Annotated in this window: 19 protein-coding genes; 8 read left to right on the top strand and 11 right to left on the bottom strand. The window is 57.3% G+C overall.

The genetic code is table 11. The annotated features are described in order from the left end of the window. Window positions 1-93 precede the first annotated feature (93 nt). Both pntA and pntB read left to right on the top strand, forming a co-directional pair. Entirely contained in the window at window positions 94-1,623 is a 1,530-nt protein-coding gene (gene pntA / locus L6R44_RS04310) for a Re/Si-specific NAD(P)(+) transhydrogenase subunit alpha (RefSeq protein ID WP_237423394.1), read from the top strand. Window positions 1,624-1,633: 10 nt separating this feature from the next. Continuing rightward, window positions 1,634-3,022, top strand: a complete 1,389-nt coding sequence (gene pntB, locus L6R44_RS04305) for a Re/Si-specific NAD(P)(+) transhydrogenase subunit beta (protein ID WP_237423393.1) — start codon at window positions 1,634-1,636, stop codon at window positions 3,020-3,022. Window positions 3,023-3,146: 124 nt separating this feature from the next. Here the strand turns inward: pntB and uspE are convergent, their stop codons facing one another. The 7 genes from uspE to L6R44_RS04270 form a co-directional block, all read right to left on the bottom strand. Then, window positions 3,147-4,097, bottom strand: coding sequence for a universal stress protein UspE (gene uspE, locus L6R44_RS04300; RefSeq protein ID WP_032640084.1), 951 nt, complete (start codon window positions 4,095-4,097; stop codon window positions 3,147-3,149). A gap of 109 nt (window positions 4,098-4,206) precedes the next feature. After that, a complete protein-coding gene (locus L6R44_RS04295) occupies window positions 4,207-4,389 on the bottom strand; it encodes a hypothetical protein (protein ID WP_014883604.1) in 183 nt (60 codons plus the stop codon). 148 nt (window positions 4,390-4,537) lie between these two features. Beyond that, entirely contained in the window at window positions 4,538-5,290 is a 753-nt protein-coding gene (gene fnr, locus L6R44_RS04290; RefSeq protein WP_006174991.1) for a fumarate/nitrate reduction transcriptional regulator Fnr, read from the bottom strand. Between the two features lie 183 nt (window positions 5,291-5,473). Continuing rightward, window positions 5,474-5,989, bottom strand: coding sequence for a methylated-DNA--[protein]-cysteine S-methyltransferase (ogt, locus tag L6R44_RS04285; RefSeq protein WP_032640086.1), 516 nt, complete (start codon window positions 5,987-5,989; stop codon window positions 5,474-5,476). A gap of 10 nt (window positions 5,990-5,999) precedes the next feature. Next, window positions 6,000-7,526, bottom strand: a complete 1,527-nt coding sequence (gene abgT, locus L6R44_RS04280) for a p-aminobenzoyl-glutamate transporter (protein WP_032640088.1) — start codon at window positions 7,524-7,526, stop codon at window positions 6,000-6,002. A 41-nt stretch (window positions 7,527-7,567) separates the two neighbouring features. Next, window positions 7,568-9,013 (bottom strand): M20 family metallopeptidase, encoded by a 1,446-nt coding sequence (locus L6R44_RS04275; protein WP_237423392.1) that lies wholly within the window; start codon window positions 9,011-9,013, stop codon window positions 7,568-7,570. Continuing rightward, window positions 9,013-10,323 carry a M20 family metallo-hydrolase gene (locus tag L6R44_RS04270; protein ID WP_237423391.1) on the bottom strand — a complete coding sequence of 437 codons (1,311 nt, stop codon included), beginning with the start codon at window positions 10,321-10,323 and terminating at the stop codon, window positions 9,013-9,015. The genes L6R44_RS04275 and L6R44_RS04270 overlap by 1 nt, the downstream gene beginning before the upstream one ends. A gap of 175 nt (window positions 10,324-10,498) precedes the next feature. Here L6R44_RS04270 and L6R44_RS04265 point away from each other — a divergent pair, with 175 nt between their 5' ends. Together L6R44_RS04265 and smrA are read left to right on the top strand one after the other, a co-directional pair. Beyond that, window positions 10,499-11,410 (top strand): LysR family transcriptional regulator, encoded by a 912-nt coding sequence (locus L6R44_RS04265; RefSeq protein ID WP_032640094.1) that lies wholly within the window; start codon window positions 10,499-10,501, stop codon window positions 11,408-11,410. A gap of 367 nt (window positions 11,411-11,777) precedes the next feature. Beyond that, entirely contained in the window at window positions 11,778-12,341 is a 564-nt protein-coding gene (gene smrA, locus L6R44_RS04260; protein ID WP_032640096.1) for a DNA endonuclease SmrA, read from the top strand. Between the two features lie 27 nt (window positions 12,342-12,368). On the opposite strand, the gene tcp is transcribed toward smrA, so the two are convergent. After that, window positions 12,369-14,030, bottom strand: coding sequence for a methyl-accepting chemotaxis citrate transducer (gene tcp / locus L6R44_RS04255; protein ID WP_237423390.1), 1,662 nt, complete (start codon window positions 14,028-14,030; stop codon window positions 12,369-12,371). 144 nt (window positions 14,031-14,174) lie between these two features. Between tcp and L6R44_RS04250 the strand changes: the two genes are divergently transcribed. The 3 genes from L6R44_RS04250 to umuC all read left to right on the top strand — a co-directional run bounded on the left by L6R44_RS04250 (window position 14,175) and on the right by umuC (window position 16,843). Continuing rightward, complete coding sequence (locus tag L6R44_RS04250; RefSeq protein WP_237423389.1) at window positions 14,175-15,053, top strand: aldo/keto reductase family oxidoreductase; 879 nt, start codon at window positions 14,175-14,177, stop codon at window positions 15,051-15,053. A 109-nt stretch (window positions 15,054-15,162) separates the two neighbouring features. Beyond that, a complete protein-coding gene (gene umuD / locus L6R44_RS04245; RefSeq protein WP_237423388.1) occupies window positions 15,163-15,597 on the top strand; it encodes a translesion error-prone DNA polymerase V autoproteolytic subunit in 435 nt (144 codons plus the stop codon). After that, entirely contained in the window at window positions 15,581-16,843 is a 1,263-nt protein-coding gene (gene umuC, locus L6R44_RS04240; RefSeq protein ID WP_237423387.1) for a translesion error-prone DNA polymerase V subunit UmuC, read from the top strand. Before umuD ends, umuC begins: the two co-directional genes overlap by 17 nt. A gap of 41 nt (window positions 16,844-16,884) precedes the next feature. Here the strand turns inward: umuC and yajD are convergent, their stop codons facing one another. Both yajD and L6R44_RS04230 read right to left on the bottom strand, forming a co-directional pair. After that, window positions 16,885-17,232 (bottom strand): HNH nuclease YajD, encoded by a 348-nt coding sequence (yajD, locus tag L6R44_RS04235; RefSeq protein WP_003857471.1) that lies wholly within the window; start codon window positions 17,230-17,232, stop codon window positions 16,885-16,887. 78 nt (window positions 17,233-17,310) lie between these two features. Then, a complete protein-coding gene (locus L6R44_RS04230; RefSeq protein ID WP_237423386.1) occupies window positions 17,311-18,204 on the bottom strand; it encodes a PhzF family phenazine biosynthesis protein in 894 nt (297 codons plus the stop codon). A 196-nt stretch (window positions 18,205-18,400) separates the two neighbouring features. On the opposite strand from L6R44_RS04230, the gene L6R44_RS04225 reads away from it, so the two are divergent. Continuing rightward, window positions 18,401-19,426 carry an LLM class flavin-dependent oxidoreductase gene (locus tag L6R44_RS04225; RefSeq protein WP_237423385.1) on the top strand — a complete coding sequence of 342 codons (1,026 nt, stop codon included), beginning with the start codon at window positions 18,401-18,403 and terminating at the stop codon, window positions 19,424-19,426. 76 nt (window positions 19,427-19,502) lie between these two features. Here the strand turns inward: L6R44_RS04225 and L6R44_RS04220 are convergent, their stop codons facing one another. After that, entirely contained in the window at window positions 19,503-20,537 is a 1,035-nt protein-coding gene (locus L6R44_RS04220) for an AI-2E family transporter (RefSeq protein ID WP_032640533.1), read from the bottom strand. Between the last annotated feature and the right edge of the window lie 39 nt (window positions 20,538-20,576).

Here is a 20,576-nt window from a genome sequence, read left to right as displayed (position 1 = left end):
TTCTATCCCGTCGCGCGTGCGAGGGTGAAAATGAATACAAACCGCGGGCATTTATCGATAAACCATCATCAAAAACCGATGGAAGGGAAAACTATGCGTATTGGGGTACCAAAAGAACGGTTAGCCAATGAAACCCGCGTAGCGGCAACACCGAAAACGGTGGAGCAACTGCTTAAGCTGGGTTTTACGGTCGCGGTTGAAAGCGGCGCAGGCAAGCTGGCGAGTTTCGATGACGAAGCCTTTATCCAGGCTGGCGCGGAAGTGGTCGACGGTGCAGAGGTCTGGCAGTCGCCGGTGATTCTGAAGGTGAATGCACCGGATGAGAGTGAGATTGCGCTGCTGAATCCCGGCACCACGCTGGTGAGCTTTATCTGGCCTGCGCAAAACCCTGAGCTGATGGAAAAGCTGGCGGCCCGTGGCGTGACGGTGATGGCGATGGACTCCGTGCCGCGCATTTCGCGCGCGCAGTCGCTGGATGCCTTAAGCTCGATGGCAAACATTGCCGGCTACCGCGCCATTGTTGAAGCGGCCCACGAATTTGGTCGCTTCTTTACCGGTCAAATCACCGCCGCGGGTAAAGTCCCTCCGGCAAAAGTGATGGTGATTGGCGCGGGCGTGGCGGGCCTTGCCGCCATCGGTGCGGCAAATAGCCTGGGCGCTATCGTACGCGCCTTTGACACCCGTCCTGAAGTTAAGGAACAGGTCCAGAGTATGGGCGCCGAATTCCTTGAGCTGGACTTCAAGGAAGAAGCCGGCAGCGGCGACGGCTACGCGAAGGTGATGTCCGAAGCCTTTATTAAAGCCGAAATGGCCCTCTTCGCCGCCCAGGCGAAAGATGTCGACATTATTGTCACCACCGCGCTGATCCCGGGTAAACCGGCGCCGAAGCTGATCACCCGTGAGATGGTGGACTCCATGAAGCCGGGCAGCGTGATTGTCGACCTGGCGGCGCAAAACGGCGGCAACTGTGAGTACACCGTTGCCAATCAGGTGACCACGACCGCGAACGGCGTGAAGGTGATCGGCTATACCGATCTGCCGGGCCGTCTGCCAACGCAGTCTTCTCAGCTGTACGGCACCAACCTCGTCAACCTGCTTAAGCTGCTTTGCAAAGAGAAAGACGGCAACGTCACCGTTGATTTCGATGATGTCGTGATCCGCGGCGTGACCGTGGTCCGTGAAGGCGAAATTACCTGGCCTGCACCGCCGATTCAGGTCTCTGCTCAGCCTCAGGCGGCACCGAAAGCGGCGCCTGCACCAAAAGAACCCGCTAAACCGGCTTCTCCGTGGCGTAAATACGCGATCATGGCGCTGGTGATTATTCTGTTCGGCTGGCTGGCTGACGTCGCGCCGAAGGAGTTCCTCGGCCACTTTACCGTCTTCGCGCTCTCCTGCGTGGTGGGCTACTACGTGGTGTGGAACGTCTCACATGCGCTGCATACCCCGCTGATGTCGGTCACTAACGCCATCTCCGGGATCATCGTGGTGGGTGCGCTATTGCAGATTGGTCACGGCGGCTGGATCAGCTTCCTGAGCTTTATCGCGGTGCTGATCGCCAGTATCAATATTTTCGGTGGTTTCACCGTGACTCAGCGCATGCTGAAAATGTTTCGTAAAGGCTAAGGGGTAGCATATGTCTGGAGGATTAGTCACAGCTGCATACATTGTTGCTGCAATCCTGTTTATTTTCAGCCTGGCGGGGCTTTCCAAACACGAAACGTCTCAGCAGGGGAATAACTTTGGTATCGCCGGGATGGCGATTGCGCTGATTGCCACCATTTTCGGGCCGGATACCGGCAACGTGGCGTGGGTCCTGGTGGCGATGATCGTCGGCGGCGCGATTGGTATTCGCCTGGCGAAACGCGTTGAAATGACCGAGATGCCGGAGCTGGTTGCCATTCTGCACAGCTTTGTGGGCCTGGCGGCGGTGCTGGTGGGCTTTAACAGCTACCTTTATCACGAACCGGGTCTGGAACCGATTCTGGTGAACATCCACCTGACGGAAGTGTTCCTCGGTATCTTCATCGGTGCGGTGACCTTCACCGGCTCCATTGTGGCGTTCGGTAAACTGCGCGGGAAGATCTCCTCTAAACCGCTGATGCTGCCAAATCGTCATAAGCTGAACCTGGCGGCGCTGGTGGTGTCGTTCGTCCTGCTGGTGATCTTCGTGCGTACCGAAAGCGTGGGCCTGCAGGTGCTGGCGTTGTTGGTAATGACCATTATTGCGCTGGCCTTCGGCTGGCACCTGGTGGCGTCCATCGGCGGTGCCGATATGCCGGTGGTGGTCTCGATGCTGAACTCCTATTCCGGTTGGGCGGCAGCGGCGGCGGGCTTTATGCTGAGCAACGACCTGCTGATCGTCACCGGTGCCCTGGTGGGTTCTTCCGGTGCGATCCTGTCCTACATCATGTGTAAGGCGATGAACCGTTCGTTCATTAGCGTCATTGCCGGTGGTTTCGGCACCGATGGGTCTTCTTCCAGTGCGGATGAAGAAGTGGGCGAGCACCGTGAAATTTCTGCGGAAGATACTGCAGACATGCTGAAAAATTCGCACACGGTCATTATCACCCCTGGCTACGGCATGGCGGTGGCGCAGGCGCAGTATCCGGTGGCGGAAATCACCGAGAAGCTGCGCGCGCGGGGCATCAAGGTGCGCTTTGGTATTCACCCGGTGGCAGGGCGTCTGCCGGGCCACATGAACGTGCTGCTGGCGGAGGCGAAAGTGCCTTACGACATCGTGCTGGAAATGGATGAGATCAACGATGATTTCTCTGATACCGACACGGTTCTGGTCATCGGGGCCAACGATACCGTTAACCCTGCTGCACAGGACGATCCGGGCAGCCCAATCGCCGGTATGCCGGTTCTGGAAGTGTGGAAGGCGCAGAACGTAGTCGTTTTTAAACGCTCCATGAATACCGGCTATGCCGGGGTGCAGAACCCGCTGTTCTTCAAAGAGAACACCCACATGCTGTTTGGCGACGCCAAAGCCAGCGTGGATGCGATTCTGAAAGCGCTCTGACAGGGTAATGCCCAGTGGCGCAAGCTTACCGGGCCTACCAAACCCGTAGGCTGGGTAAGGCGAAGCCGCCACCCGGCAAAAAAAAAACCGTCGGGAAACCGACGGTTTTTTTTCATCTTACGAGTCAATCGTCTTCCGGATCGTCCAGCTCAACCGGCGTCTGATACTCATCCGGCTTGATGACCAGCAGGTCGCAGCGCAGATGGTCGATCACCTGTTCGGCGGTATTGCCGAGGAACGCGGCAGAAATACCGGTCCTGCCGATGGTGCCCAGCACCACAATCCCCGCCTGCAGGTGTTCCGCCAGGTCCGGGATCACCTCTTCAGGCAGCCCTTTTTCCACGTGGGTCATTTTCTCATCAATGCTGAATTTCTGGCGCAGCGCCTTCATGGCCAGAAGGTGCTGGCCGCGGATCGCGTCGTTGTACACGCTCGGGTCAAATTCAGGCAGCTCAATGGCGATGTTAATCGGGGTGACCGGATAGGCGCCCACCAGATGCACTTCGGTATGATTCACCTGGTCAGCAAGCTGGATGGTCTCTTTCACCAGCTTTTCGTTCAGCGAATTGTGGTAGTCCTCTTCGCTCGCGAGGTTTACCGCGACCACGGCTTTCCCGCCTTCAGGCCACGGCTGGTCTTTCACCATCCACACCGGGCAAGGGCATTTACGCAGCAGGTGCCAGTCGGTCGGGGTGAAAATCACGGATTCCAGCTTGTCGTGCTGGTGGGCCATCTTCAGCAGCAGGTCGTGCCCGCCGGCGACAACTTCCTGGATGATGGCTTCAAAAGGTCGGTTGTGCCAGACTACTTTAATATCAATGGGCACACCCGCTTCCAGGTAATACTTCGCCTGTTCGCGGATCCACGCGGTACGCTGGCTGATGACGCCCTGGCGCATAGCGGTGCGCTCGTCAGGCGACAGAAGGGTGGTCATCTCATACGAGAAGTCATAGATCGGCAAAAACGCTTTGATTTTGCCACCAATCCGTTGATGTAAATACACAGCACGTCGTAATGCCGGCTGATCGTCCTGGTTCGGATCGATAGCTACCAGCATGTTTTGATACTTGGCCATACAGGTCTCCTTACTACTGTCACCACAGTCTGTAATTAAAAGAGTAACCTATATATCCTGAATGAAACAGAGGCGAGGTTTTACCAGATCAATAATTCATGAAAAATTATCAGAGGAAAAGTACCGTGGTCGTCACCGCGATAAAGGCAATAAACAGCAGCACCATCACCGCTATCGCAAAGGTCGTGGAGTCCTGAACGTAGGTTTTTTCCTCCCCCTTCATCGGGCCGACAAGCATGATCCAAATGAAGATAAAGGTCACTGAGGCAATCACGACTGAAACGAAAAACAAACTTTCTCTCAATTCATAACCTCAACGTGAACCTTTCAGGCGCTGGGTGGGGACGTGCTGCGGTGAAAATCTCGGATAACGGAAGCGTTGATATGCCAGAACGATAAATCAAGATTATTTATCGCTCTGGCAGCACATATGCGGAGAGTTATGCCACGTTGCGGGCATGACCGGCAAGCACGGCCAGTGCTTCACCGTTTTCGATAGTGATGTATTTACCCTTAACGGCCAGCATTCCGCTTTTCTGGAAACGGCCCAGCAGACGGCTGATGGTTTCCACGGTCAGGCCCAGGTAGTTACCGATATCGCCGCGCGTCATGGTCAGACGGAATTCACGCGGCGAGAAGCCACGCTCGGCGAAGCGGCGGGAGAGGTTGTAGATAAACGCGGCCAGGCGCTCTTCTGCATTCTTTTTGGAAAGCAGCAGAATCATGTCCTGATCGCCTTTGATCTCACCGCTCATCAGACGCATCATCTGCTGACGCAGGTTAGGCATCTTGCCGGACAGATCGTCCAGGGTTTCAAACGGGATTTCGCAAACCATCGAGGTTTCGAGTGCCTGAGCAAAGCTCGGGTGGTGGCCCGTACCGATGGCATCAAAGCCCACCAGGTCACCCGCCAGATGGAAGCCGGTGATCTGCTCGTCGCCCTGTTCGGTGATGGTATAGCTCTTGATGGTGCCAGAACGGATAGCATAGAGCGATTTCAGTTCGTCTCCGGCTTTAAACAGCGTCTGCCCTTTCTGAATAGGCTTTTTACGCTCGATAATATTATCAAGCTGATCGAGTTCATGCTCATTCAGGGTAAACGGGATACAGAGCTGGCTGATGCTGCAATCCTGGCAATGGATAGCACAACCGCCAGACTGAATGCGTCGTATAATTCGCTTTTCCGGGATCATAGGTTTGCTCAAGCCTTAATTGATATTGGTCAATTTTAACATCTTTTTGGTAAGTACGTAAGCCTGACAAACCTTCAATAAGGACAAGAGACGGCAACGTGTTGCCATCTTCTTGAAATTCCACAGCTTGATTATGGATTTTTAGCCTAACCGGTAGAAAATTAAGCACTAAAAGCCTGGCAACTAGAGCAAAAGATACCCTTCGTGACGCAGCAACCACTCTTTCCGCTGCACGCCGCCGGCATAGCCGGTCAGGGTGCCGTTGCGGCCAATGACGCGATGGCAGGGCACCACAATGCTGACCGGGTTAGCGCCGTTTGCGGCACCCACCGCGCGTGCGGCGCCTGCGCGGCCTAGCTGCTCCGCGAGCTGGCCGTAATGCATCACCTGCCCGCAGGGAATGTCCCGCAGCGCTTGCCACACTTCGCGCTGAAAAGGCGTGCCTGCCGTGGCGGTCGGCAGAGTATCGATGATGCTGAGATCGCCTTCGAAGTACGCCGCAAGCTTGTCGCTTAATCCACCCGGGTTGGCGGTGCGAATACGTTCATACCCCTGTGAGCGGTAGTGAATCGCAAGCAGTTCTTCCATGCGGTCGCTGTGCTCTTCCCACTCAACCGCGCGCAGGCAAAACTGCTCGTCCGCGATCACCCACAGCGGCCCAAGCGGCGTCGCAATCTTGTCTTCGAGTAATCTCAGCATCCTTATTCCTTTAGTTCAGCCTCGGGTAGATCCCCGGCCCAATCGGCAGGCCGACAAGATACCATGCCACCAGCATCACCAGCCATACCCCTAAAAAGATAAGCGGGTAGGGTAAAACCAGCGAATAGTAGGTACCCAGTTTGGCTTCCGGTTTATAGCGCTGCAGGAAGCCTAAAAACAGCGGAACAAACGGCGAAACCGGCGCCAGCGGGATCACCGAGGAGTCCGCAATGCGGAACAGGATCTGGGCAAACGCCGGGTGGAACCCGAGCATCATAAACATCGGCACGAAGATCGGGGCCAGAATCGACCAGATGGCGGAGCCGCTGGCGATAAACATGCACAGCAGGGATGACAGCAGCGCCAGGCCGACAAACGCCGGCACGCCGCTTAGCCCGGCCGCCTCCAGCGCGTCGGTCAGGCCCACGGCCATAAACTTGCCCATGTTGCTCCAGTTAAACATCGCCACAAACTGCGCCAGCGGGAACACCATCACGATAAAGCCCGCCATCTCTTTCATCGGCTCGATCATCAGCTGCGGCAGATCGCCCTGGCGGCGAATTTTGCCGGTGGCGATGCCGTAGGCGAGCGAAACGACAAAGAAGAAGAGGATAATCAGCGGCACGATGCCCTGAATAAACGGTGACGGCAGGACGGTATGCTTAACCGGATCGCGCAATATGCCGTGTTCCGGCACAACCATCAGCGCCACCACGGCGATAAAGGCCAGCGAGACGAGCCCCGCCACGCGCAGGCCAAAGCGCTGCGCTTCGCTCAGGGTTTCCAGCTTTTCATCACTGCGGCCTTCCCACTTACCCAGGCGCGGCTCCACGATCCGGTCGGTAATCAGCCCGCCGACAATCGTCAGGACAATCACCGAGCTGGCCATAAAGTACCAGTTGTCGATCACGCTGACGTGCATGGCCGCATCGATGGTCTTCGCCGCCTCCGTGCTGATGCCCGAGAGCAGCACGTCGGTGGTGACAATCAGCAGGTTGGCGGTAAACCCGCAGCCCACGCCCGCAATCGCCGACAGCAGGCCCGCCACGGGATGACGCCCTACGGCGAGGAAAATCAGCGCCCCCATCGGGGGCATAATCACCAGCGCGGCGTCGGAGGAAATATGGCTGAAGAAGGCAATAAACAGCACCATATAGCTCGCGTAGCGCGCGCTGACGTGGGAAGCCATCTTCACCATCAGGGCGGGCAGCAGGCCAACGCGTTCGGCCAGCCCGGCGCCCAGCACCAGCGCCAGAATGGCGCCCAGCGGCGCGAAGCCGCTAAAGTTCTTAATTACATTGGGTAAAAACCAGTGCAGCCCTTCAACGCTGAGCAGGTTTTTCACCGCCACCAGGCTGCCGTCGGCCGGGCTGCGCACGCTCACGTCAAAGGCGGAGAGCACGGCGGTGGCGACCATCAAAATCACAATCAGATAGATAAACAGCAGAAAAGGATGCGGGACTTTATTGCCGATCCTTTCAACCCAGCCATAGAGCTTACCGGATGGGGAATGCGAAGGTATGGATGACATACTCATGGGCGTTCCTCGGGAGTGTTGTGTTGTTGTGTTGTATTTTTTTATTTTAAAGGTGACGGCGTCACGCCCTGCGGGATCGGACACGCGTACGGCTTTTCTTCTATTTGTTGTTCGAACTCTTCACGGCATTTTTTCAGCAGCGCGGCGTCCTGCAGCAGCGTGAGCGCGGTAGCGCCCAGCACTTTTCCGGCCAGCAGCATGCCCTTGTGGGCAATGGAGGTCCGCCCCTGAGACACCAGCTGCCAGGTGTGCAGCGGCGTGCCGACGGTAAAGCAGGGGCTGAAGCACTGGGCGACCGGCATTTTCCAGCTGACGTCCCCCACGTCGGTTGAACCCGCCAGCACGTTGTCGGTGATGGCATAGGGCGCGACGTCATCCACCAGTAGCGTCTCCTGATGACGGCGGGCAAAGGCTTTACCCGCTTCTCCGCCCGTGGCGGCAATATTTTTCAGGCTGTTTTGCAGATCGCTGGGCGTCAGGGTGGCGCGGATCTCCCGGGCGAAAGCGCGCTCTTCCTCCGTCCACTCCGGCGTGCCGTAATGCTGCAGGGCGCGATACATCGCCGCCTCAAGCGTGCGGTTCGGCAGGTAGCTGGAGCAGGCTTTATCAAAACGACATTCGACGGTGGTTTCGGTCATCATCGCCGCGCCCTGGGCAATTTTCTCGATGCGCTCGTAGATCTGCTGCGCATCCGCCATCTCCGGGGCGCGGATCAGGTACAGCACCTCTGCCTGGGCCTGCACCACGTTGGGGGAAATCCCGCCGGTGTCGGTGATGGCGTAATGGACGCGCGCTTTCTCAATGATGTGTTCGTTGAGGAAGTTAGTGCCGGTGGTCATCAGCGTCACGGCGTCCAGCGCGCTGCGCCCTAAATGGGGGGAGTTGGCCGCGTGCGCCGCCACGCCGTGAAAACGCCAGGCGGCCTGAATATTCGCCAGCGTGCTGACGTTAAACATCCCGGCGAAGGCCTCCGGGTGCCAGGTGACGGCGGCATCGACGTCATCAAACAGCCCTTCGCGCACCATAAAGGTTTTCCCGGATCCGCCTTCCTCGCCGGGACAGCCGTAAAAGCGCACCGTTCCGCTGCCGCCGTGCTGCGCCAGCCAGCTTTTCACGGCCACCGCGCCCGCAAGCGCCGCGGTGCCTAAGAGGTTATGCCCGCAGCCGTGGCCGTTAGCGCCCGGCGTGGCGGATTGCACGGTTGCGCAGTGCGCCTGCTGGCTTAGCCCGGCCAGCGCGTCGTATTCGCCCAGCAGGGCGATAACCGGCTTCCCGCTGCCGAAGCTGGCGATAAAGGCGTTGGGAATACCCCCAGCCTCGCGCGTCAGCGTGAAGCCCTCGGCCTCCAGCTCGCGGGCAAGCCGCTCGGCGGACCAGAACTCTTCAAAGCGGGTTTCGGGACGATCCCAGATCGCGTCGGCAATATCGGTCAACGTCCGACATCGCGTGTCGATCGCATCGGCAATAAAAGCGTAGTTCTCCTGCATTACACACCTCGCGTCCACGGGAAATTAAGCGCAGTTCGCGCCAGCGTTTCGATGGCGATAGCCATAACCTGCTCATCGAAGTCGAATTTTTCGTTGTGATGTCCGGCGCTCAAATCCGTGCCGAACACCATATAAGACGCCATGCCGCCGTTCTGCTGCACGCGGGCCATCATCAGCGTGGCGTCTTCGGATCCGGCCGGGGCTTTCACCTTATCGATGGCGCGCTCAATCCCGGAAACCTGGCTCGCCTGTTCGCGCAGATAATCCACCCAGGCCGGCGTCGGCGCGCTGGAGGTGGCCGCACCCATCAGGCGCATCTCCGCGCCCACGCCGTAGAGCGCCGCCGCACCGGCGATAACCGCCTGCGCGCGTTCAAAGACGTACTGATTAATGGCCTCGCTTTCTCCGCGGGTTTCCACCTTGATGAGCGCATTCGCGGGGACCACGTTGCGGCCGCTGCCCGCCTGCATCACCCCGACGTTCACTCGGGATGCGCCGTCGCTGTGCGGCGCGATGCTGTGCAGGGCGAGGGCGGCCTGCGCGGCGGCGAGCAGGGCGTTTCGCCCGTCCTCCGGCTTACCGCCCGCGTGTGCGGCCACGCCGGTGAAGCTCACGTCGAACTTGGTGGTGGCCATAAAGTTATCGCTGCCGCAGATCGTCGTTCCGGCAGGCACGCCGGTACCAATATGGATGGCCGTGAAATAGTCCACGTCGTCCAGCGCCCCGGCGGCAACCATGGCGCGCGCGCCGCGCGTGCCTTCTTCAGCTGGTTGGAAGATCAGCTTAATGGTGCCGTTGAGCCGGGCTTCATTCTGCTTAAGCACCTGCGCCAGCCCCAGACCAATAGCGGTGTGGCCGTCGTGCGCGCAGGCGTGCATCATGCCCGGATTGCAGGAGGCAAACCCGTCGCGAAACGGGCGATGGCTTCCATCCACCGCCTCGCTTAAATCAAGGGCATCCATGTCGACGCGAAACGCCAGGGTTGGCCCAGGGCGGCCGGTATTCAGGGTGGCAACAATGCCGGTAAACCCGCCTTCAAACGGTGCCAGCCATTTCTCAGGCGCACCCTGCGCCCGCGCGCGGGCAAACTCCTGCGCCAGGGTAGCGGCATCGGGCAGCCCCATCCGGCTTTCGGCATCGACAACGTCGCGCCCCATCGCCAGTTCGTAACCCAGCGAGTCCAGGATTTCCGCGACCTTCGCGGCGGTACGAAACTCAACCCAGCCGGATTCCGCAAAATGGTGAAAATCGCGACGCCATGCGCTCAGCTGCGGGGATAACGTCTGGATGTACTGCGCCAGTGTGTCCATATCTGTTCCTGTCATCATTAAAATATGTGAACTGCTTCACGCTGTGATAGTTTTTACTTATCACTAACCGATTTTTCACAGTTTTAACCGTTCAGGAATTACCCTCGCACATCCCTTTCCAGTAAAGTAGATGACAGTTTCTTTACTCTGATAAACAACGGTTATCGGTCGGGCTATGTCATTCCAGGTTAAATTCCATCATCTCCGGGCGTTTGTTGAGGTTGCGCGTCAGGGCAGCATTCGCGGCGCCAGCAGGACGCTGAATCTTTCGCAACCGGCGCTGACCAAATCCATCAAAGAGCTGGAGGAGGGGATGGCGGCGCAGCTTTTCGTGCGCAGGAGTAAGGGCGTCGCGTTGACCGAATGCGGTGAGGGTTTTTACCAGCGCGCCAGGTTGATTCTGGAGGAGCTGCGCGCGGCGCAGGATGACATCCGTCAGCGGCAGGGGGAACTTGCAGGGCAGATCAACATCGGGATGGGGGCCAGCGTGTCACGCACGCTTATGCCTGCCGTCATCACCCGCTTTCATGCGCAGCATCCGCAGGTCAAGGTGCGGATTATGGAAGGGCAGCTGGTGTCGATGATCAATGAATTACGCCAGGGCGAACTGGACTTTACCATCAACACCTATTATCAGGGGCCTTACGACCACGAATTTACGTTTGAAAAACTCTTCGAAAAGCCGTTTGCGGTATTTTGCCGGGAAGGGCATCCGGCGACGGGAGCAACGTCTATTAATGAACTTTTGCATTATAACTGGACAATGCCGACGCCGCGGGGAAGTTATTATAAGCAATTAGAAGAGGTATTTAACCATCGTTCGCAAATACCGCGAATTGGTGTGGTTTGTGAAACATTTTCATCCTGCATTAGCCTGGTCGCGCAAAGTGATTTTTTAAGCATATTGCCCCAGGAGCTAGGCTGTGACCCGCTGCTGGCGCACCGCCTGGTCATGCTGCCGGTGGTCGAATCGCTCCCTAAAGCAACCTATTATTTAATTCAGCGTCGTGATTCACGTCAGACTCCGCTCGCTGAATCATTAATTACGCAATTCAGAAGGGAAGCGAGAAAAATAGTCGTTGCGTGAAATATATTATGCAATGCATATTAAAAAAAACAGGATCTGCCCGACATCAGACAGACCCTATAGTACACACAGCAGTGCGTCCTTTCGCCAATCCTGAGTATTATATCCATGAGGCAGGTATATTTAGGTATAACACCTTTCCCGAAAAATGAAAGGGTATTGAGTGGTTGATTTTACGAAAATTTAACGCAAATCACCTATTTCATCTTTACTGAAGTTTTAGTTAAGTTTTATTTAAGTAAGTTTTATAAATACTATATATATTCATCAGGTTAATATTTATACCGCACGACGGCCTTTAACGATGATTGAGGCCAGCCTCAGGCGCAGGTATAGTACCGTCCTCAGCTGTAGCCGGAGGATGCCCATGAACCCTGACGACAAATCCTTTTTTCTTGACGCCATGGAAGATGTCCAGCCCCTGAAGCGCTGCGCGGATATTCACTGGCAGCCCAGCCGCAATACGCGAGCGCGCGAGGAGGTGGATAGCGAACAGCTGGATAACTTCCTGACGCTGGATTTTCTTGACGTCCTGCCCCTGGAAGAACCGCTGGCGTTCCAGCGCGAAGGGGTACAGCAGGGCGTTATTGATAAGCTGCGCGCGGGGAAATACGCCCGCCAGGCCAGCCTGAACCTTCTGCGTCAGCCCGCCGAACGCTGCCGTCAAATGCTCTATTCTTTTATTCGCCAGGCCGGACGTGACGGGTTACGCAATCTGATTATCATTCACGGAAAGGGGCGCGAGCAGAACTCGCATCCTAACGTGGTGCGCAGCTATCTGGCGCGCTGGCTGACGGAGTTCGAGGAGGTGCAGGCCTTCTGCGTGGCGCTGCCGCATCACGGCGGCAGCGGGGCATGCTATGTTTCACTGCGAAAATCCGATGAAGCAAAGCAGGAAAACTGGGAGCGGCACGCCAAGCGCAGCCGCTAGCGGGCGATATCCTCGCCCGCCTGAAGCTTAGAACGTTTCCCAGTTGCTGTCGGTAGAGGCGGTTGTTGTTGCCGGGCGCAGCAGCTGGGGCGTTTTCACATTGGCCGGGCGCGGGGCGACCGCTTTTTCTTTGCCGTTCAGACGGAACGCGGCCACCGCCTGGCGCAGCTGCTCGGACTGATCTTCCAGCGCCGCCGCCGCCGTGGCGGACTCCTGCACCAGCGCGGCGTTTTGCTGCGTCACGCTGTCCATCTGCGAAACGGCCAGGCTCACCTGCTCAATGCCGCGGCTCTGCTCGTCAGAGGCCGATGAAATCTCGCCCATGATATCGGTCACGCGGGTGACGGCGGCGACGATTTCCTTCATGGTGGCGCCCGCCTCGCTAACCTGCTCAGAACCGGTATTCACCCGGCTGACGGAGTTTTCGATAAGCCCCTTGATCTCTTTCGCCGCCTGCGCGCTGCGGCTTGCCAGCGTGCGGACTTCACCTGCAACCACCGCAAAACCACGCCCCTGTTCCCCGGCGCGTGCTGCTTCCACCGCGGCGTTAAGCGCCAGAATATTCGTCTGAAACGCGATGCTGTCAATCACGCCGGTAATGTGCGCGATTTGCTGCGAACTGTCGGCGATGTCGTTCATGGTGCGCACCACGTTATCCACGACGTGACCGCCGCGCGCGGCCGTTTCGGAGGCGTTTTTCGCCAGCAGCGTGGCCTGACGGGCGTTATCGGAGTTCTGTTTAACCGTCGCGGTCAGCTCTTCCATGCTGGCGGCGGTCTCTTCGAGCGAGGCGGCCTGCTGCTCGGTACGGGCGGAAAGATCGTTACTCCCTGCGGCAATTTCACCTGCGCCGGTGTAGATGGAATCGGTGCTTCCGCGTACGGCGCTGACGGTGGTGACCAGCGACTGCTGCATCTCATGCAGCCCCGCGGCCAGCTGACCCATCTCATTGCGACCGGAGATAGCGATATCCTGCGTCAGGTCGCCCCCTGCAATGGCGCGAATATGGTTCATAATGGAGTGGAGTGGCTTCAACAGCAGGTGCTGTAAACCCTGCCAGATGACCACCAGAACCGCGATAACGGCCAGCAGAATCGCCGCCAGCGTCCACTGCATCTGCGTGAAGCTGCTCTGGTTCTCTTCGGTTGCGGCCTTCAGCAGGGTGTTGTTTTCGGCGCGCCAGCGGTTATAGACCGCTTCCATCTCATCCTGCGCCTGCTGCGCGTCCAGATCGCCATAGGCCTGATAGTTGTCGGCACGCAGATACTCAATCGATAAACGCATCACTTCGTGCATCTGGTTCCAGGATTTCTGCATCTCGTCGGTTAACGCCGCATTTTGGCCGTTAACCTGCGGCAGTTTCTGCCAGTCTTTGTTATAGGCTTCGGCTTTTGCCAGCGAGTCGCCTGCGGTGCCAAGCAGTTTATTGATCGCCGCAAGGGAAGCCGGGTCGCGCTGGTTTTTCAGGTAGCGGATCGCCACGCGGGTGACGGTGACGCGCGTTTTTACCAGCGTGTTCACGCTGTCGCTCAGGCTTTCCTGCTGGGCATTAAGCACCCCGGAGTTCTGGAAATTATGGCGATCGTTACTGACGGCAGAGTAGAACAACCCTCCCGTGACAACTTGCAGCAGACAGAATATGGTGAGGGCAAAGATAATACCGGTAATCACGTGCAGATTTTTCAGCATAGCGGTCGTCCGTTAGAGAAGATGCAGGGTTACTTCATTACTATCGTCGTAGAGAATGTAAACTTTAATTAACTCACGCTTAACTAAAGGTTCTTTGAGGGAACCTGTTGTAAATCCGGATCATTTTTTATGAGGAAGGTCGACATGAGCAGCATTGATAAAAGCGGCACTTACGCACTCGGCACGCGCACGGTGAAACGACTGGGCTACGGTGCGATGCAGCTCGCCGGGCCGGGCGTCTTTGGCCCACCGAAAGATAAGCAGGCCGCGCTGGACGTGCTGCGCGAAGCGGTGGCAGCCGGGGTGAACCACATTGATACCAGCGATTTTTATGGTCCTCATATCACTAACCAGCTGATCCGCGAAGCGCTTCATCCGTACCGGGACGATCTGACGATCGTCACCAAGATCGGCGCCCGCCGCAACGACAAAGGAGCCTGGCTGCCGGCCTTTTCCGCGCAGGAGTTGACTCAGGCGGTGCATGACAACCTGCGCAACCTGCAGCTGGACGTGCTGGACGTGGTGAATCTGCGGATCATGTTTAGCGCCCACGGGCCAGCGGAAGGATCGATTGCGGAGCCGCTCTCCGCCCTTGCGGAGCTACAGCAGCAGGGTCTGGTACGCCATATTGGCCTGAGCAACGTCACGGCCACCCAGGTCGCGGAGGCGCAGAAGATGGTGCCGGTGGTGTGCGTGCAGAACATGTACAACATTGTGAACCGGGGCGACGACGCGCTGGTGGATCTGCTGGCGCAGCAGGGGATTGCGTATGTGCCGTTCTTCCCATTGGGCGGCTTTACGCCGCTGCAGTCCACCGGCCTGCAGGACGTCGCGGACTCCCTGGGCGCAACGGCGATGCAGGTTGCGCTGGCCTGGCTGCTGCAACGTTCGCCCAATATCCTGCTGATCCCCGGCACCTCTTCCGTGGCGCATCTGCGGCAAAATCTCGCGGCGGGGGAACTGCAGCTGCCGCCTGACGCGCTGGAAACGCTGAATTCGCTGGTAAGCCAATCGTCGAACTAAATCCGTTCAAACTTCAATGCGTTCGGCTTCTCCGCCAGAAAGCATCTTGATCCTGGCCCACAATCCGTAATACTGTATTTATATACAGTGTTACGGCAGGAAGGCATTTATGGACACTCTCTTTTCTTATCATCCAAACCAGGATATTGAATTACCGTTGTTTGCAGAGCGTGTTGCCTGCGGTTTTCCCAGCCCGGCGCAGGACTATGTGGAGGATCGTCTCGATCTTAACCGGCTGGCGGTCAGGCATCCCAGCGCGACCTATTTTATCAAGGTGAGCGGAGACTCCATGACGGGTGCGGGGATCGGAGACGGCGATCTGCTGGTGGTCGACCGCTCGCTTAATGCCGAGCATGGGGATATCGTCGTGGCCTCGGTCGCCGGTGAGTTTACGGTGAAAGAGCTACAGACCCGTCCGGTGCTGCGGCTGCTGCCGCATAACGCCCGCTATCAGCCGATTACCTTTCAGTCCGAAGAGGAGCTGCAGATCTTCGGCGTCGTCACCCACACGCTTAAAACGCATAAACATGTTCGCGCTGGTTGATGTGAATAGCTTTTATGCCTCCTGCGAGCGGGTATTCCGCCCCGATCTGGAGGGCAAACCCATCGTGGTGGTGTCCAATAACGACGGCTGCATTATTTCGCTGTCGCGGGAGGCCAAACGGTTCGGCATAAAAATGGGTGAGCCCTATTTCAAATTCAAGGAGAAGGGTTATCCGTCGCGGGTGTATGTCTTTAGCTCGAACTATGCGCTGTATGCCGACCTCAGCAGTCGGGTAATGCAGACGCTGACCGATCTCGCCCCGGCAATTGAGATCTACTCGATTGATGAAGCCTTCGTGAACGTTTCTGGCGTCAGTAACTGCATGTCGCTGGAAGCCTTTGGTCACCAGATGCGCACGCAGGTTTTTAAAAATACGGGCTTAACCGTTGGCGTCGGCATTGCCCCGACCAAAACGCTGGCGAAGCTGGCCAACTATGCGGCGAAGCGGTGGGCCAGCACGGGCGGCGTGGTCGATCTGTCAGGCCGCGAGCGGCAGCGTAAACTGCTGGAAAAGGTGCCGGTTGAAGAGGTATGGGGCGTAGGGCGGCGCATCACGAAAAAGCTCAACGCGATGGGGATTACCACGGCGCTGGAGCTGGCAGAAGCGTCCTCCTGGGTCATTCGCAAACATTTTAACGTGGTACTGGAGCGCACGGCGCGCGAGCTTCGCGGCGAGCCCTGTCTTGATATGGAAGAGTTCACCCCCACGAAGCAGCAAATTATCTGCAGCCGTTCGTTTGGACACCGTATTACGCAATATGAAGAGATGCACCAGGCCATTTGCGCCTACGCGGAACGCGCCGCAGAGAAACTGCGCGGCGAGCATCAATACTGTCGTTTTATCAGCGTGTTTGTGCGCACCAGCCCGCATGCGGACAACGAAATTTATTATGGCAATCAGGCTTCGGTTACCCTGATGACGCCCACCAATGACTCGCGGGATATTATCCGCGCCGCCACGGAGGCGCTGGGGCGAATATGGCTCGACGGGTATCGCTATATGAAGGCCGGGGTCATGCTGGCGGACTTTTTCAGCAGCGGCGTCGCCCAGCTTAATTTGTTTGACGATAACCGTCTGCGCGCCAACAGCGCGGCGCTGATGGAGGCGATCGACAGCGTAAATCACTCCGGCAAAGGGAAGATATGGTTTGCCGGACAGGGGATTGAGAAAGCGTGGGCGATGAAGCGGGAAATGCTGTCACCGGCCTATACGACGCGGTACGCGGATTTACCGGTGGCGAGGTAGGATCCTGAGCCGCCCATACCCCAGGTACGGGCAGTGAAAGATTACTTCTTCTTATCCATCATCGCCTTTAAATCGGCAAACGGGTTAAACGTGGCGACGCCCACGTCTTTTTGCGCATCTTCCCCGGCCACCACGGTGGTGCCGTATTGATCCGCTTCGGTGTATTTCGAATGTTCGTGATCGTGGCAAAAGAGGCACAACAGCTCCCAGTTGCTGCCATCTTCCGGATTGTTGGTATGGTCGTGATCGATATGGTGAACCGTAAGTTCGCGCAGGTTGGAATAGACAAACTCGCGCGAGCAGCGCCCACACACCCATGGATAGATTTTTAACGCTTTTTCGCGATAGCCGCTTTCCAGCCGCGCGTAGTTTTTAGGGATCAAAGCCATTGCCGGGTTTACCTGTGATAAAAAATAATGCGTCAATATATCCCATCAGACACGGTAAATGTATATGCCATTCCGCCGTTAGAGGGAGAATGTGCCTTCAAGCGTCATTACGCAGTTTCCGCCAACGCGAACCACCGCCTTTCCTGAGGTGGCATCGTATCCTGCGAACAGTACGCTTGCCCGTCCCATATCGACCCCCTGACTGACTGTCAGATCAAGCGTCGTTTTATTGCGGTGCAATGCCAGCAGCGCCGTCGCAGCCGCGGTTGCGCTGCCGGTTGCAGGGTCTTCCGTCATGCGAGGAGTAAACATGCGCGCTTGTACATCGCAGGGAGCACCGGAATCGGTATCCAGGGTATAGGCATAGAGGGAAACGGAGCCATCCAGCGGTAACGTTGCGCGAAAGCCCTGTAAATTCGGTACGCATCGACGGAGCGCTTCCCGGGAAGCCAGCTCGGCTATCAGGAAGGGCAGACCCACCGACGCGACCACAGGCATATGTACCTCGGTACGAATATCGTCCGCGCTGAGGGATAAGCAGGCAGCTACCTTTTCCGGGCTGACCTCAGAGCGACAGGAGAGTGCTTCAGGTACCCGGAGTTCTGCGCCAGTTACCGTCTCGTTGTCACGCAGCAGGCGCACGAGTACCAGGCCGGCGATTTCCTCGAAGAGCAGCGTATCGGGCAGGTGCTGATGATTCATCGCAGCGTGATGGGCCAGCACATACGCGGTCCCTACATTGGGATGGCCGGCGAAGGGGATCTCGCGCGAGGGGGTAAAAATTCGGACGCGCGCCGTGTTGGCGGGATTTTCTGGCGGCAATACAAACGTCGTTTCGCTGTAACCAAACTCAACGGCGACCTGCTGCATCTGTTCTTTACTCATGCCCTCCGCATCCAGTACGACGGCGACAGGGTTACCCAGAAACGGCGTATCGGTAAATACATCGGCAACAACATAGCGTCTTTTCATTTTTTGTCCGGTGTGAAAGGTCCTGATCTATAGTGGTAACGTTAAATCCAACGGGTAATCAATAAGTTTTTGCCTGACGGGCCTGAAAAAATTTCAATCAATTTATTTGAATCATTCCGTTAAAGAAACGCCATTTATTCTCCGCCGGTAATGCGTAGAGTAAGTCGTACGCAATGCATTATCAGGATATAGGGTTATGAAAAAGATCGGGTTTTTATCCTTTGGTCACTGGACGCCGTCACAGCAGTCCGGCACGCGTTCGGCGGCAGACACGCTGCTGCAGTCCATCGATTTAGCCGTGGCGGCTGAAGAGCTGGGGGCCGACGGCGCCTATTTCCGCGTGCACCACTTTGCCCGACAGCTTAGCTCGCCGTTCCCTCTGCTGGCCGCCGTCGGGGCAAAAACGAAAACCATTGAAATCGGCACGGGCGTGATTGATATGCGCTATGAAAATCCGATGTACATGGCCGAGGATGCGGGCGCGGCGGATCTGATTTCCGGCGGTCGCCTGCAGCTTGGCATCAGCCGGGGCTCTCCGGAGCAGGTCATTGATGGCTGGCGGCATTTCGGCTATGTCCCGCAGGAAGGAGAAACCGAATCGGATATGGCGCGCCGCCATACCGAGGTGCTGCTTGAGGTGCTGCGCGGAGAAGGATTTGCAAAGCCAAACCCGCAGCCGATGTTCCCGAATCCGCCGGGGCTGCTGCGCCTGGAGCCTTATTCCGAAGGGCTGCGCGAGCGTATCTGGTGGGGCGCGGGCTCCAATGCGACGGCCGTATGGGCCGCAACGCTGGGAATGAACCTGCAAAGCTCAACCCTGAAAGACGATGAAACCGGTGAGCCGTTCCATATTCAGCAGGCAAAACAGATCCGCGCGTACCGTCAGGCCTGGAAAGAGGCCGGGCATACGCGTCAGCCGCGCGTCTCGGTCAGCCGCAGTATTTTTGCCCTGATGGACGACCGCGACCGGATGTACTTTGGTGCCAGCCGCAACGACAGCGACAGCGTGGGTTATCTTGATGAGAAAACGCGCGCGATCTTTGGCCGCAGCTATGCCGCGGAGCCGGACAAGCTGATTGAACAGCTGAAAAAGGACGAGGCAATTGCCGAAGCGGATACGTTACTGCTGACCGTGCCGAACCAGCTGGGCGTGGATTATAATGCGCACGTAATTGAGTCCATTCTCAAACATGTCGCGCCGGCCATGGGCTGGCGCGAGTAGTCGACACGCGGTGGTAAGCACCGTCGCCGCGCGCTTATCGCGAAGACAGGAGGGCAATAAACGCCTCCTGTCAGCGCTATCGATGGCTCATATCGCTCAGCAGCACGGCGATACTTTGCCCGCCCGCCGTCTGTTCCAGACCAATCTTGACGATGATGGTCAGCGGGACGGAGAGCAGCATCCCAACGGGGCCAAGCAGCCAGCCCCAGAAAATCAGGGACAAAAAGACCACCAGCGTCGAGAGTCCCAGCCCACGTCCCATCATGCGTGGTTCAAGAATGTTACCGAACACCAGATTGATGACCAGATATCCGGCCAGCAGGATCAGCGCGTCGTAAAGCCCGCTGAAAACCAGTACCTGAAGGATAGGGGGGATCGCCGCCAGCACGGAGCCGATGTTAGGGATGTAGTTAAGCGCAAACGCCAGCAACCCCCAGACAAACGCAAAGCGCACGTCCAGCGCCAGAAGCATCATCCAGACAACACCGCCCGTGACCAGGCTAATAGCCGTTTTTAGCACAAGGTAGCGGGAGACGCTGTCCAGCGCCCGTTGAATCGCCCCCATCCCCTCAACCGGCCGGACCATTATCTGCTGCAGTTTTGCCGGCAGCTGCGGCACCTCCAGCAGCATGAACACTACCGTTAAAAACAGCAGAAAGATGGAGGTCATGGCATTGGAAAGCTGCGCCAGCAGGCTGGTGACGATCGTCATGGCCGCGTTAGGGTCGATATATTTCAGCAGCTCCTCAACCGAAACCTCAATACCCGCGCGCTGCAGCCAGGGTTCCAGCTGCAGCAGCGGAATGGCCAGCGAAGAGCGGTATTTCGGCAGCGTGCGCGCCAGCTCATTGAGCGAGGTCCCCAGATACGCCACCAGCAGCACCATCGCCACGATGATGATGCTGATAAGCATCGCGATTGCCAGCACGCGCGGGATGCGTAGCCGCGTCATGCGCTGTACCAGCGGGTTAAGGATCACCGCAATAAACAGGGCCAGAATAAACGGCACGATAATGTCGGCGGCAAACCGCACGCCCGTCAGTATGATCACCAGCATGCCCAGCATGATGACAATTTTTAACCCGTTCAGGGTAATAATGGGTTTAGCCATGGTGACTCCGAAATACGCTTTTTATTTATAGTAAATGAG

The sequence above is a fragment of the Enterobacter cloacae complex sp. ECC445 genome, assembly GCF_021892025.1.
GTDB classification, from domain to species: Bacteria; Pseudomonadota; Gammaproteobacteria; order Enterobacterales; family Enterobacteriaceae; genus Enterobacter; species Enterobacter chengduensis.
Note: the sequence above shows the minus strand (reverse complement) of the source record. Positions and strands in the feature narration are given on the sequence as shown.